Annotated in this window: 8 protein-coding genes; 1 reads left to right on the forward strand and 7 read right to left on the reverse strand. The window is 58.0% G+C overall.

Features of this window, described 5'->3' with window-relative positions; genetic code table 11:
- Positions 1 to 1,210: 1,210 nt before the first annotated feature.
- Positions 1,211 to 2,521 carry an outer membrane homotrimeric porin gene (locus ABGT79_RS02065; RefSeq protein ID WP_346664785.1) on the reverse strand — a complete coding sequence of 437 codons (1,311 nt, stop codon included), beginning with the start codon at positions 2,519 to 2,521 and terminating at the stop codon, positions 1,211 to 1,213.
- A gap of 286 nt (positions 2,522 to 2,807) precedes the next feature.
- Here ABGT79_RS02065 and ABGT79_RS02070 point away from each other — a divergent pair, with 286 nt between their 5' ends.
- Positions 2,808 to 2,987: a hypothetical protein gene (locus ABGT79_RS02070; RefSeq protein WP_346664786.1), complete on the forward strand. Its 180-nt coding sequence runs from the start codon at positions 2,808 to 2,810 to the stop codon at positions 2,985 to 2,987.
- A 62-nt stretch (positions 2,988 to 3,049) separates the two neighbouring features.
- On the opposite strand, the gene ABGT79_RS02075 is transcribed toward ABGT79_RS02070, so the two are convergent.
- From ABGT79_RS02075 to ABGT79_RS02100, 6 genes are all read right to left on the reverse strand, one after another.
- Positions 3,050 to 4,636, reverse strand: coding sequence for a hypothetical protein (locus ABGT79_RS02075; protein ID WP_346664787.1), 1,587 nt, complete (start codon positions 4,634 to 4,636; stop codon positions 3,050 to 3,052).
- Between the two features lie 10 nt (positions 4,637 to 4,646).
- On the reverse strand, positions 4,647 to 5,231 hold the full coding sequence (locus ABGT79_RS02080) for a hypothetical protein (RefSeq protein ID WP_346664788.1): 585 nt from the start codon (positions 5,229 to 5,231) through the stop codon (positions 4,647 to 4,649).
- 1 nt (position 5,232) lies between these two features.
- Positions 5,233 to 7,707 (reverse strand): hypothetical protein, encoded by a 2,475-nt coding sequence (locus ABGT79_RS02085; RefSeq protein ID WP_346664789.1) that lies wholly within the window; start codon positions 7,705 to 7,707, stop codon positions 5,233 to 5,235.
- A gap of 78 nt (positions 7,708 to 7,785) precedes the next feature.
- Positions 7,786 to 10,446: a tail fiber domain-containing protein gene (locus tag ABGT79_RS02090; protein WP_346664790.1), complete on the reverse strand. Its 2,661-nt coding sequence runs from the start codon at positions 10,444 to 10,446 to the stop codon at positions 7,786 to 7,788.
- 1 nt (position 10,447) lies between these two features.
- Positions 10,448 to 13,381 (reverse strand): tail fiber domain-containing protein, encoded by a 2,934-nt coding sequence (locus ABGT79_RS02095; RefSeq protein WP_346664791.1) that lies wholly within the window; start codon positions 13,379 to 13,381, stop codon positions 10,448 to 10,450.
- 1 nt (position 13,382) lies between these two features.
- A complete protein-coding gene (locus ABGT79_RS02100; RefSeq protein ID WP_346664792.1) occupies positions 13,383 to 13,991 on the reverse strand; it encodes a hypothetical protein in 609 nt (202 codons plus the stop codon).
- Positions 13,992 to 13,993 lie beyond the last annotated feature (2 nt).

A 13,993-nucleotide genomic window follows, 5' to 3' on the forward strand; every position in this document is an offset into this window, starting at 1 on the left:
ACCGCGGCACGCGGTCTTGCCAGCGCCGCTTCGCAGGAACGGTCTCCGGTCCCCAACCTTTGCTCTCGCCCGACCCTGATGCGAAGCGTCCAAACGCAGAGCAAAAATTGCGCAAAATAGTACGCCTGTCAAGTTAATTGAAAAAGAAATTCATTTTTATTAAATACTTTGAACCCGCATGATTTCTGCCCACGCGCACGGCGGCTGCGGACGCTTTTCGGCAAACGGGGCAAGGGGCTCGGCGCGGAAGACGAAGGACGAGGGAAGACGCCGGGCAGGGATGGGCGAGGCGTGCGGGGATGGACGGGGCAACCGGAGCGACGAGGAACGCGCGCGGGGGATGAAAAAAGCGAGGCAAGGCGCGGGAATCTGCGGAGGGCTGCGGCGCAGAGAATCCTGCAAAATACTCTGGAAAAATTCGGATTTTTCTCGGAAAGCCAGGCGCGGAGGAAAGGCGACGCGCGGGGAAAGAGGCTCAGCAGAGGCACACGAGGGCAAGGCAGGGACATCAGGAGAAGCGAAAGAGGGGCGGCGAAGCGCGGCGCGGCGGAGCAGGGGCCGTCGCCGGAGCAATGAATGGTGAAGAGACGCCGAGCACAGAGCGCCCTCCCCCACGAATGACGCGAAAGACCGGCGGCGGGCGCAAGATGAGAGAGACGGCATGGCCGGGAATCCGCTTCCGCCCCGGCCTGTCCGCGGCTTGCCGCGTCTCCCCGGCGCTGAGCGGCAGGCCGAAAGCTGCATTCACGAGGGCGACGAGCCTTCCACGCGTCCGGCGCTGAGCTCGGCCTTGAAGGGCAGCGTGGACTCCAGGCGCGGCGGCTTCTGCGTTGCCCGGCGCTGAGGTTCTGCCGGACATCGCCTGCACGGCGTTCCCGGTCTTTCCCCATCGGCTTCCCCGCGCCGCCCCGCTCCCCCGCAGTGTTCCGCAACGCGACGACAACTCGCCGAAAATGCACGCAAGGCGTCTCTCATTCTCACCCCAGGGGGCCCGCAGGAGTGCAATCCCCCCGCCTCTTCCCTCGCCCCGCGCGCGTTTCTTTGCCACCCATCTTTCCTCTCGCCGTGCTCCTTCTTCGCTCCGCGCTCCTGCCGCTCCCGTGCGACTGCCCGCTGATTCCCCTCCCCCGACTGCCCACGAAAAAACGCGCGAAGTTTCCCCCGCGCGTTTTCTCATGCGGCCCGGACGCCGCAGCCGTTCATCGGCGAATTAGAACTTGTATTCAAAATGAAGCGCGGCGCGCCAGTCGTTCTTGAAGTCCTCGTCGCCTCGGCCGTGCGCGGGATTGGTATCAAAATCCTCAATGATGTACGCAAGTTCCAGCGCCGCATGCAGATTCTTGTAGATCTCGTAGGTCGAGAGCAGATCGAATTCCACGGCGGAATCCTCGGTGGTGAGGTAGTCGTAGCCGCTGCCGTAGTCGCCGTTGTACTTGTTGTTCGTGCCTGCAAACCAGGTCACGCTGAAATCGTGGGTCAGCCCGTCGATGAAGGACATGCCGTTCATCTGCGCGCTCACGCCCCACGTGCCGCCGAAGCTGTAACGATGGCCGCCCACGGGACCGAAGGTGTTGTCAAAGTAGGTGCTCGTGCCGTTGAAGTCGCCGTAGATGATGGGAATCTGACCGGAATTCTCGTCGCGGCCCCGGTTGTCGCCGGAAGCGTACCAGGCCAGAAGAGTGGGTTCGCCGAAGCTCGTGGCGTAGGCGGCCTTGCCCACGGCGTACCAGCCTTCCTGATCGTCGGATTCGTCGTACTTCACGAAGCCGTAGGCCGCGTCGAGCGCCAGAGTGACGGGATCAAAGGGTTTCCACTCGAAGCCCGCGCCGAAAATCGCGATGTCGGCCCGGCCCTGTCCGCTGATGTTGCCCTGATCGGTCAGATTGGACGGGCTGAAGCGCGTGCCGTCCACGTAGGTGGCGTCGCCCTTGGTCCCGTAGATCGCCCACGGGGACACGGTAAGGCCGTCGAAGGACGCGTTGCCCACCAGACCGAACAGATCATACTTCGGCGCGTTGACGTCGGTGACGTCGCCCTCGCCGTTGGCGTCTCTCGCCATGCGGGTCCAGAAGCCGGTCACATTGTAGCGGTCGGCAAAGGGCACGGAGACCACCACGCCGTCGGCCACGAGATCGGCAATCATGGACGAAACGCTCGCGTAGGCGGGCAGATCAAAGGCGTGACGGCCCATGCGCACCTTGATGTCGGTGCTCGGCACGGTCCAGTCGACGTAGGCCTGACGCATGGTTACGTCCACGCTGTTGCCGGTGGTGTCGGTGCCCCAGTCGTGGGTTCCGGCCTGAAGCTGGAAGTAGCCGGAAAGATTCTCGCTGGCGATGAAGGTCAGGCCAAGACGCACGCGCTGGAGCGCATAGTCGGTGTTCTGCCCGTGGAAGCCTTCGGAACCGGTCTGAAACTGGAACTGATAGCGGCCGTCCACTTTGACGTCAACGGCAGAAGCGGGAGAGGCGGCGGCAGCCGTCATGCCTGCCGCCAGAAGGAGAGTAGCCAGTTTTTTCATGCTCTTCTTTCCAAAAGTTTTACCGCGCATGCGGCTGGTTCGACGCCGCTCCGCCCTTTCGGCCAGAAAGCCGTCCCCATGGCGGAGCGTACACAATACATCAGCATGAACGATACATTCCTGTTCTGTCAAGCATGACGTCAAAAAAGGCGCTGCTCCGACATAAAAATCACAACGTCGGCGCGCGGGGCGAGGCCCGGCAGCATTCCTTCTCCTCTTCGCAGCCGCAGATGCGCGCCGCGCCTGACCGCGACGCATGCCAAAAATCAGCGTGATTTGAATGCGTATGGGCATCATGCCCGCCATGAAAAAGCTCCCTTTCTTCTTTCATGGCCTGACCGGCAGGCGGAGCCCTTTCAAAGGCGAAATCAACGCATTCTTCACGAGAGCCAGAGACTGCGTGAACGCGAAGTGTATGGGATCAACGCATGGCGGCGTGCTGCGGCTGCGCACTGGACACGGTTGAAGACTTCACGCCCCTCGTCCGTCCCTCGTCAGGCAGGACTCATGGTCCACGTACACTGTCCATCACGGCGCCGCGGCCGGCGTCATGTTCCGAATGACGGCCCTGATCTCCCGGTCGCTCAGTGCTGTGCTCTTTTTCTTCGCTTCCTGAATGACGGCGTCGTAAATGCTGTTCTTGTCAGTATCCTCCAGTCCCCCCTTCACGGCGTCGATGAGCGAAAAGACATGCTGCTGCGGATAGGCGAGGCGCACGTCACTGTAGGTTTCGGCGGCCCGTCTGTCCCCGGCGTTCAGGCCGAGGTCGAACATCATGGCCTTCTGCTCATTCGCCGTGGCCCTGCCGCCCACGGCATCGAACCACCGACGGTACGCCACAAGACCGGCCGAGGACCGAGCCGTGCCGTCCCCGCCGTCCACCGCGTCCATGAGCTCCCTTTCCGCCCTGTTTCTGGTCTGCTGCGAAAAATTCCCCGTGCGTATCGCGGCAAGCTTTTCCAGCGTCGTCATGTTCGGATTCCGGGCGAAGGTCCGGTCCAGAATTCCGAGCTCGTCCACCACGCGGGCCTTGCGCACAAGCTCCCTGTCGTTCAGATCGGCCCTGACAAGGGCGCACACCGCCCGGCGGCGTTTCGGATCTTCAATGTCTGCCGTGAGCTGCACGAGCTTTGCTTCTTTCTGCTCTGCGGTCCAGTCCTCCGGAAACTGGTCAAGCTGCGAAACGACGGATGCACTCGCACTCTGCACAAATGTCTTTTCGGCTTCTTCCCCGCGACGCTTCACCGCCGCATCCGCCTTCGCCTGCAAGGCATCCGCGTGGTTTCGTATCTTCTTTTCAGCCTTTGCCATATCGTCGGCCGTCATGCGCGTTTGCTCTTCACAAAATACCCTGCCCCCCTCTGCCAGAATTCTCCTGGCTGCTGAAATGTCGTCCGAAGCCAGCGCCTGATGGATGGCTCCGGCAAATATCCTGCTGCTTCTCTCTTTGAGCCCGCGCTCAAGGGCCTCGCCGGAATATCCCGCACGCCGGAGAATCTGCTCCTGATAATAGAGCGCCTGTCCCACGTTCTTCTGAAAGTCCGGCAGGCTCATGTAACTGTGCATGGCCGTTTCCGCCGCTTCCTCGAAAGCTGCGGCGTCCGTCCTGTCCTGATAGACGCGATACTGCTTTCCCTTGTATTCCTGCGCCTTCAGGGAAAAATCAGCTTCTTCCGAATCAGCAAGACGATTGAACATGGATTCGGCAAGGCTTCCTTCCATGTCCTTTAAAAGTTCCGAGCGCAGTTCACGGCTCCTTGCCCTGGCGTCGGCGTCGGCGGTAAAAGCCTCCTCGCCCTCTCTGGTCAGGAAACCGTTTTCACCGTACAGGCTCTGCCGCATCTGCGTCCTGTACTTCGTGAAAAGCTCCGTGGCCTTCGTCTTGCTGTAATCCTCATAGGCGGAAAGTCCTTCCCCGGCAGAAAGCCCGATGGCCTTCCCAAGTTTCCCGAGGGCTTCGGATTCCGCCCTCACGCCGGCCGCAAGCAGGCGGGCGTCTGATCCGGAAACACGGGCATGGACTCCAGATCCGGGAACGTAGCTTTCCCCCCGGCCCTGATACGTGGGAAGCGCGCCGCCGCGCCCCTGCACCTTCATGCGTTCATATATCGCCATGATCCGCCTCCTAGTGTCTCACGGGACTCGAAACATGCCTGCCAAGCGCCCGATCCCAATATCTGCCTTGTGTTGAAGACTTGTTTGTGCCGAACTTCGCCCATGCAGTTCCAATATCAGCAATGCCGCCTATGGCCGTGCTCGCCGCATTGAGATACCCGGCATTCCTTATGCTTTCCGCAGCCGCATCATAGGCGTCTGCCTGCTGGCCGTTGTTCCACGCCTGAATCTGCGAATTATAGGCAGCATCAAGACCCTTGTTGTACGCATTGACGGCGTCAAGTTCCCCCTGAAACGCGGTGTCGGCCTGAAGATCGAGATTGCTTCCCACGTCGACCGCTGCGCCCGAAGCTCCGGCCGCAGCCCTCTGACGGCCGATGAGTTTGGCGGTCTCCTGCCTCTGCGCGATCATGTTCTCGTAGCCCTGCCGCCTCTGTGCCCCGGCCTGCTGATCGGCAAGCTTCTGATTCTGCCTTGCCACGTCGGCCTGATATTTTGCCTGTGCGCTCTGCGTTTTTGCCGTCTGTATGGACGAGACCACGCCGAGCCCCGTACCTATGCCGCTGGCCATCATGGCAACCGTTGCCGCTTCCATGTCATACCTCCCCGAAATCTATGTCTGCGGAAATGGCCACAAGGCGGAACGGCTGCGGCCTGTCCTGCTTTATCCATATGAGCGTGTCCTCGTCCTGCCCGGCAGGAAGCGTGACCACGATGTCGCCGGAATAGGGCTGCACGGCCTCTCCCAGCACGTCGGGCAGGAACGGCAGGTCGTAGAAGTCACGGCCCTGCCAGGACTGCGTATCGAAAATGTCGCCCGTGGAACTTGCCGCATAGCTTCCGCCGACGCTCCGGTACACGCGCAGCACCACCTTGCCGTAAGCCCGCCTCTTGCCCAGCGTGCTGCCCCCGTCCGTGTCCGTCTCCACGGGCATGGGAGAAAGCACGGACGTGTAGCCGAGTCCCGCCTGCACCTTTTGTGCCGGATAGTAGAGCTCTATCTTTCCGTTCCGGACGACGTGCCCCTCTTCCGGGCTTCCGTCTGCAAGAACGGCCACTTCCATGCCTTCCAGATGCTCGAGACCGGTTACCGTGGTGCCCGCCTCTTCCAGCGTGACGGTCTTGCCGCAGTCCACGAAAAAGGCGTCGGCAATGCCGTCGGAATCGCGGAACCTGCGGGCCATGCGCTCAAGAAAGTACGCCCCGTCGCGCTCCACCACCAGCATGACCACGTCTTCCTCATCGCCGCAGAGCGCGGCCACGGAAAGCACCTTTCCCGCCGTGACGTGACGGCTCCAGGCATAGACTTTCTGCTCCTGCATGTAGGTGAGACAGAGGAGCACGCCGTCGTTTCTCACGCACCAGATGTTGGAGCCCGGCGACTGCTGGAACGCCCACTGCCTGATGCCGTGCGTTTCCACAAGCTGCGGCGCAAGAAGGGAAAGGTCGTTGCCTGCATAGCCGTCGTTTTCCCACGAATAGTAGAGGTCGCGCACATGACTTCCTGCGCGCTGACAGTGCATCACGCTGTTGCCTATGATCATGGGCTGAAGACCGGCGCTGCCCCAGTAGCTTTCCGTGGAAATCTGCACGTCGGAAGGCGTTATGGACGCTCCGGACGAGGTGGCCTTGTATTCCGCGCCGCTCGTGCCGATGAGCAGCTCTCCGAAGCTGGCCAGCCATTTGATGTCGTCTATGGAGCCGGAGGCCAGCATGTATTCCACGGGATCGTCGTCCTGAAGCGGACGGCTCTTGCGGAAGTTCTCATAGTCGCCGGTGCGGCTCATGTAGAACGACGCCGGGTTGTCCCTTGTTCCGGCAAGCACGAGACGCTGCTGATGCACCGTGACCGCCGCTGGATGGTTGCCGTTTTCAAAGGGGTTCCAGTCTTCTTTAGGAGTGGTTGATGTGTCCGGCTCGTAATTCTGGTCCTGAAAACAGCCTACCATCCTGTCCGGTAGAGAAGACCATACGGGCACACAGGCATACCCTCTATTGGAACCTGAAGGATAGGAAGAGTTCGATCCCCATTGGTAAGATCCCAAAAAATTCGTATCCTGTACAAAAGAGTCATATATTCCTGAAAGATCAGCGCTGGCAACGCCGTTAACCAGCACCCATATGCTGTTGTCTGAACTGGCACACCAGACAATGGCCTGTCGAGATGATGCACAATACCATGAATGCTGCGAACCTCCCGTATTAATTGTTACCTTTTCATTTTCCAGTTTGGCAGTCACTCCCGGGCCAGGAACAAAAGAGAGTCCATTCATATTGACGGACGATACAAATGAACTTCCAGCAATTTCTTTTAATGAGCTGCTGACGCCTATAAAACCATAATATCCCGCTGATTCTCGATAGATATTGTACTCTTTAGCTCCTGACACCACCGGCCATTGAAGATCAACATAATCGCCCTGCACCCAGTCCGTAGGATAACGACCCGTGACCCCGGCGACTTCAGAGGCAAGCGATTCTATGCCGTCATCGTTCACCGCCGTGACAACATAGTTCAGAACGTAGTTTTCATTCTGAGTATATGCTTCATTGCTGTCGCTGGACTTCGGCCCCCTGTGCCACCGCGCCGTGGGAGCGCCAGGAGCCTCAAGACTCTGATTGAGCGCCACCTCGGAAAGCCCCCACTGGTAATTCGGAGCCGAGCCCGAGCGCGTGAGCTTGCGCAGGGCGTATTTTTTATGCGCCAGATACACCACGTCCGCGACCTGATGGTACGAAAGATCGTACACATCGCTTATGGCATACGGGCTGTCCAGGCTTGCGCCGGAAACAAGGCCGTTTTCATCGGCCACAAGTATTTTCCCGGACATGAAGATAAGAACGTAGTTGTTTTCCGGCTCCGTGTTGAACTGAAAGGGAACAAGCACGGCAGGGCCGTCGAGCGATGCAAGGAAACGGATTCCCGGCCTGCGCTCGATGTCTCCGTGCAGGTTGGGGATAAAATTTTCGCAGCTCTGCAGAAAAGTGCCGAACTTTTGCAGATCGTACCTGGCGGACAGGGTGGGCGTCACTTCGCCGCCCGTGAAGTTGCGAAACGCTATGCGCGACATGGGCACATCCTTTTTTGTGCCATGCTACCAGACGGAGACTCTGCGGCACAGAAAAGCCCCGGTTGCCCGGGGCCTTCTTTACTGCGCCGCGCTGCCCCTGCCCACCGCCGTTTCCAGCGCGGCAAGGCGCGTTTCAAGGCCGGACACGCTCGCCTCAAGCCGCTCCGCCCTTCTGCGCTGATACGCCGCTTCAAGGCAGAGAGCCTCAGAGTACCTTATGCCGTAGCGGTCGCCTGCGGCAGTCACAAGGCGCTTTTCTGCATGCGTCCTTGCGGGCGCAACTTCGTTGCCCTCAGAATCCAGCACGGCAGGCTCGTCCACGACTTCCACAGTCTCGTATTCGTCGTCCCATGTGTCGTGGCAGAAAAGACCGTAGCGCGTGGCGTCGAGGCCGTGCTTCTCGAAGACCTCCATAACCTGCTGGGCCACAACGCCAGCATGGATGCGGGCCGCCTCGCCCTTGGCGGACACGGCGTCGCGGAACAGAAACTGCCGAAGCTCCACTTCGCCCCAGGCGTCCAGCACGGCGTCGGGATACTCGGCAACGTCCTGCTTCTCGCGCGCATCGGAGGTGTTGATGGAATCTGTTGCAGCATATACCTGCTTCCATCTATAAATCCCGGAACCAAGCGACAGTGCATTATCTGCCGTTGTTGCAAACTGATGCTGTGCAAAGTCGAAAGTGCTTTCCTGTCCTATGCCAAGTTTGAATCGTGCAACAGAAACAGACGGACCTATTTCATAAGCACGCCTTATGTAAAGTCCCTTTTTTGCGCCGTATATTGTATCAATAAACGAGTTGTTGGTCCCGGTCTGGCCGGTTGCAAGGGATGAGACCGGAACTTCCATGTTCTGATAACGGTTTCCGGTAAACATGTCGTGTGTTAGGTAATTAGGGTCAAGTTTGGCGTTTCTTGGGTCATCCTCGGACAGTTCTGCAAATACTGTCATCATAGCATTGGAAGTACCCAATACTATATTATCTGTTGCATAAAAATAAGTATGCAGCGTGTTTACACCAAACAGCGGAGTGTCGGGTTCAAAGTCCTTTATGGTATTTCCGCAGAACGTAACTCCATTACAAAATAGGCCAATACGAATAACTCGTCCTTTTATATTCGAGAAGAGGTTTCCTCGTATATCTATACCAAGAACGCCGCAGGCATAGTCTGTATATGCAGCAGAAGAATCTCCGCCTTCATAAGCGTACTCATCAGGAACGTCATCAAAATACACGCCGTAATCAGTATCAAAAAATGAGTTTCCAGAAATGAGTATTCCAAGATGACGGGATTTAGGAATTTCAGACCTGGCAGTAAACGGATAAAGCCGTATTCCTCTGCTGCCGTGAAAGATGTTATTGGTAATTACACATCCGTTGATAGTCGGTTCACTAAGCTGAATAGCAAAAGTCCCTGTTTCTCCTGTAGATACGTCGCCGTAAAAACTGCACCCATCTACAACGGTGTATGGAGAACGCACAAGCATACCAATGGCATACTGCGTAAATCGGCAATTTCTATACGAGCATCCCCATGCACCGCTGTGATTGGTTCCGGCATTGTCTGTGCTGCCGTGGCACACCGCTCCTGCTACCTCAATGCCGATGCACGGACAGCGCACGCCGGTCGGTGCAGTAGGTATGGAGTATGTCGCATCGAAATTCTGGCCGCTGTGCAGAGATGTCACATATTCCGCAGAGCAGTACCAGCAGGAAGCGAATGTGAAGTGATTGTCGTAGGTGTGCGTGACATTCACATTTTCATGGAACACTTGAGACGCATCAATTGTGCAGCGCACTGCTTTTGAGGCAAAGCAATTACAGAACTCTATACCACGTCCATGAGAATCCTCACCGCACTTGACGATGGTTACGTTCTCAGCCACGGCCCCTTCGCACAGGTCGAAAAGCAATGTGTTGTCATATCCCTGAGTTCCGCCGTACACCTCAAACGTGATGTTCTTGACTTCCACACCGTGCAGGAAATCGGCCTTTCGTACAGTTGTGTACTGTCTCTGCGTAGGCTGAGCGCTTACATCAACTCCATCTTCTCGTTCAGGAAGATAGTACGGGTATATCAGTGTGCCTGTACATTCAAACTCCGCAGGCGAAACGATTTTGTTCACCGTCAGGACTTCCGCCCACTGACATGTTTCCGTGCTTCCGGTAGGAGTACCGGTCCTGTATTTGCCTGAATCTTCAGCCAGTGCATCTCGTGCAGCCTGAATGATAATCCTGTCGCCTATAGAAAAGTCATGCGAGATGACGGTTTTTATAACCGTCTTTGATTTATCGGAAGCTGAGGATACCGGCTTCTCAGAGATGCGAACTTCATCACCAAGAGAACCATGAGCCTCAAAAATAAAACCTGATGGAACATGAGAGATGATAGTCGCACCATGGCCGTCAAGCTGCACACGGTCAAAGGAAAGCAGCTTAGACGTGATGAGATAATTCTCTCCCTGAACAAGAGATACCACACCTCCGCCAGAGTCGCCCGCGTGTTTTAGTGCAGCATTTATTGATATTGTATCGTCCGTGACGCCATCCCCCACGGCGCCGAAGTCCTTGACGTTGACAACGTCCCCGAACCTCTCCGCCAGATTGCGCGGCGTGTCGGAGCCCGCGGCAATCACGGTTTTCTCGTCGACAACGCCCTCGCCTTCGGACGCGATGTACAGGGTGTCGCCGACCTTTTTCACGTGAGCCACGCCGTGCAGATATTCCCGTTCCATCATATTATCCTCTCTGGTTCAGAAGGGCTTCAATATTGGCAATTCGCTGTTCCATGCGCTCGGCGCGCCTGCGCTGGTAAGCGGCTTCGAGGCAGAGGGCCTCAGAATAACGTATGCCGTAGCGGTCGCCTGCGGCCGTCACAAGGCGCTTCTCCGTATGCGTTTTTGCGGGCGTGACTTCATTGCCCTCAGAATCCTGTGCGGCGGGCGCATCCTCAACTTCCACAGTCTCGTATTCGTCGCCCCACTCATCGTGGCAGAAAAGACCGTAGCGCGTGGCGTCAAGGCCGTGCTTCCCGAACGCTTCCACCACCTGCTGGGCTATCACGCCGGCATGGATGCGGGCCGACTCGCCCTTGGCGGACACGGCGTCGCGGAACAGAAACTGCCGAAGCTCCACTTCGCCCCAGGCGTCCAGCACGGCGTCGGGATACTCGGCAACGTCCTGCTTCTCGCGCTCGTCGGAGGTGTTGATGCTGCCGCTGGCACAGAAAATTTCCTTCAGGCGATTGGAACTCAGGCCAACCACGGCGGAATTGTCTCGAACCGGATACAACTGCCTTCCCGGCAGCATGCGCCATACGGAAACAAGGGCGTTTGTGGCCGCCGTTCCACCGGAGGTAAGGAACTCAAGGCCGGAATATCCTCCCCCTTCCTGATCTTCCGACTGTACGCCGGCGACGGCACCGGCAGGCCGATTGCCGGAGGGCCTGAGGAAAGTAATGGCCCCGGACAACCCGGTCACATCCGCAGACACAGGCGTTTTCACCAGGATGGAAGATGTGCTTATCGCACTGTCTCTGTTGAAGCGCTGACTGGACGCCAGAATGTTGGGAGAAGCCCCCAGTGCGCGGCCATGCACATATATCTTCCCTCCGGCAACGTCGATAAGTTTTCCCGTGGCGTCGGCCGCATCGAGATAGACGTCGTAAAAGTTTGCAGCGGTATATATGTGCAGATATTCAGTAAAGCTGAGGCCCTTCACGTCGACATTGCCGTACGCCACATTCCGAACCACCATGCCGGTATTGTATATGCGGCTCATGCAAAATTCCGGTGCAGAGTCGTGCCCGGACAGGCGCACGTTGTTGAACTTGAGATTCCTGCATCCAAGTTCGGAATACGACTGTATATCCTCACCAAGAGTGACATCGTTCTCTTCATTTATGGCAATAAGACTGGATCCGACAATATCCGCGTACACATTGTCAATGACTACGCGCGTGCTGTTGTTCACCTCAACGACGTCGGTTTCCGGCGCAAAGGTGCCATCAAGGACGTCACCAAGATTATATGTTATGCTTCTTGCATACTTTGCATGGAAAGCATCACAGTGAGACACTCTGACAGTGCTCAGGCGACGATTGACTTCCCTGCTTCTCTTCCCTGCATCAATGGAGGTAACGTTTCCGACGTAAATATTTCTCGCCCTCTGTTTTACCCCGGAATTGACCTTGAGGGCACTGCCTCCATGTCTGTATGCTGTAATGTCTCCGAACTTGATGTCGTAGCTGACAAGCTCGGAGCCTTCCGGGGCAACGTCGTCTCCACCTATTCTCACGGCGTGTTCCAGCGCGCGTTCGGAGGCGATATCGCCCACGCTTATGTCATGGCAACTGCTGATGTACACCCCGTTGTAGCCGGGAGCAGGCGTTCTCTCCACATCGTCGGGAAGGCCGATCGTCGAGCCGGGTCCGACTTCCGAAAAAGCAAGACGTCCCAGACGCAGGCCCTGCACGCAGCCGTCGATATGGTATCCGCCAAGCCGTATGTTCTGATAATACTGCACGCCTGAAGGCGTCTTTCCGGTGCTTCTGTCGATATCGGAATACGCTCCGACAGTCCCGCCTCGATTGATGAACGTGGTATGGAGAAAACCGACGGATACCCTGTCGCCCATGAGATGTGCGGCCTCGCCGTTGAACCTGGCTCCTTCCGCGTACACGTACACGGTGCCCGCCGAGCAGCCTTCGTTGAATCGCACGCCGTAACGGTAATGACCGTTTTCCACCATCTTCAGGGAGATGTCGTCTATGGACGAATTCCTGCCGAAGACGACGAGGTACGAGGATTCCTCGCCGGAGCCGTCATCAACGAAAAGGGGTCTGCCAAGAACGTGCGTATTTTCGGGAAGAATGAGTCCATGCACGAGATAGGAGCCGGGCATGTACAGGGAGGCAGGCCGGGCGGCGGCCACTTCTGCCGCCCGCATGATGGCTTCCGTGTCGTCCGTCACCCCGTCGCCCTTCGCGCCGAAGTCCTTCACGTTGACGATGTCGGCGAACCGCTCGCCCAGAGTTCTTGATTCCGTGCTGCCGTCTGCGGTGACGAGGCGGCCGGAAATATCGTGCCCGGGCTTGCCCGCGTCGCCGAATCCGGTAACCCAGTAGTAGCCGTCCGCGCCGCTCTCCACCTCGGCGAGGCTCTTTTTGATGATGGGAATGCCCGAGACGTAGCGCTTGATGTAGTCCTCGGCGTCCGCAACGATGCCCACGGATTTCAGGATGTCGGCAACGGCCTTCCAGAAGGCGGCCATGTAGTCTTCAGGCTTTGTGTTCGACGTGACGGGAACTTTCACGGCGCGGCCGGTCTGTTCCCTGAGTTCCTGCCTCTCCGCGCAGGCTATGTCGAGCGCGTCCTCGATTTCGTGCGGATCAAAACGCGTTCCGGTGATGTACCTGTCCTGCTGCACGAAGGGCATGGCGCGGCGTATGTGCAGCTTGAACCCTTCGGGAAGCGGCGAAGGCAGCGACACCGTGCCGCCCGTCTCCGTCACGGACACGGAAGCCTGCGACGTTATGTTCGTCTCCACGCCTTCGGCATCAGCCTGCGTCACGAGAATCTGCGACGGTTTCCACACCTTGAAATCAAAGGGAAATTCGGTCGCAACGCCGTTCCCCACATACATCACGCTGCTTTTATCCTTGGAAATGCTCATATCACCACGTCTCCCTTGACAGCAGCCATGCATCCGGCCGCATCCTGCTTGCTCTCTCGCTTGCGTCCTGTCCGTCTGCCTGCGGAATGGCCATCTTATAAAGCTGAACCAGCTCCTGCACCTTGCCGGAACTGTTCTTGAGCAGGGGCACGGCAATGAGCGAGGCCAGCTTGCGGGCCATGGCCATGACGAAAAGCTCATCCCACAGACTGACCTCTTCCACGTCCATGGTCACATCGGCCATGGCCTCATCCACGTCGGAAAGGATGATCCTGCCGCCGTCGGCGTTCATGGTCTTCCACGGCCTGGGAAGCGGCTCCCTGTTGCGGCCGTCGTGCACGGCATGGATTTTCAAGGCGCCGTCCGGCACGCCGTAGCAGAAGCGCCACTGACCGGAATACACGTCGGGCATGGCCTTTTCCGCAAGCAGCACGCGGCGCTGCGCAAAGCCGTACGGATAGTCGCGAAGCGCCGCCCGCCTTGCGGTATCCCAGTAAAGCTCGCACTGAATGGCTTCCGGCACCCGTTCATTGGGAGAGGCCACGGTGCGCGTTCCCACAAAGCCGAGCGCCATGTTGTAAATGTCCAGTTTTCCTGATGTCGATGCCATGG

Source organism: uncultured Mailhella sp., from assembly GCF_963931295.1.
In the GTDB taxonomy this organism is placed as follows: Bacteria; Desulfobacterota; Desulfovibrionia; order Desulfovibrionales; family Desulfovibrionaceae; genus Mailhella.

Coding starts and splice junctions, on each gene's coding strand:
- ABGT79_RS02065 (WP_346664785.1), bottom strand. CDS start 2,521: ATGAAAAAACTGGCTACTCTCCTTCTGGCGGCAGGCATGACGGCTGCC.
- ABGT79_RS02070 (WP_346664786.1), top strand. CDS start 2,808: ATGGGCATCATGCCCGCCATGAAAAAGCTCCCTTTCTTCTTTCATGGC.
- ABGT79_RS02075 (WP_346664787.1), bottom strand. CDS start 4,636: ATGGCGATATATGAACGCATGAAGGTGCAGGGGCGCGGCGGCGCGCTT.
- ABGT79_RS02080 (WP_346664788.1), bottom strand. CDS start 5,231: ATGGAAGCGGCAACGGTTGCCATGATGGCCAGCGGCATAGGTACGGGG.
- ABGT79_RS02085 (WP_346664789.1), bottom strand. CDS start 7,707: ATGTCGCGCATAGCGTTTCGCAACTTCACGGGCGGCGAAGTGACGCCC.
- ABGT79_RS02090 (WP_346664790.1), bottom strand. CDS start 10,446: ATGATGGAACGGGAATATCTGCACGGCGTGGCTCACGTGAAAAAGGTC.
- ABGT79_RS02095 (WP_346664791.1), bottom strand. CDS start 13,381: ATGAGCATTTCCAAGGATAAAAGCAGCGTGATGTATGTGGGGAACGGC.
- ABGT79_RS02100 (WP_346664792.1), bottom strand. CDS start 13,991: ATGGCATCGACATCAGGAAAACTGGACATTTACAACATGGCGCTCGGC.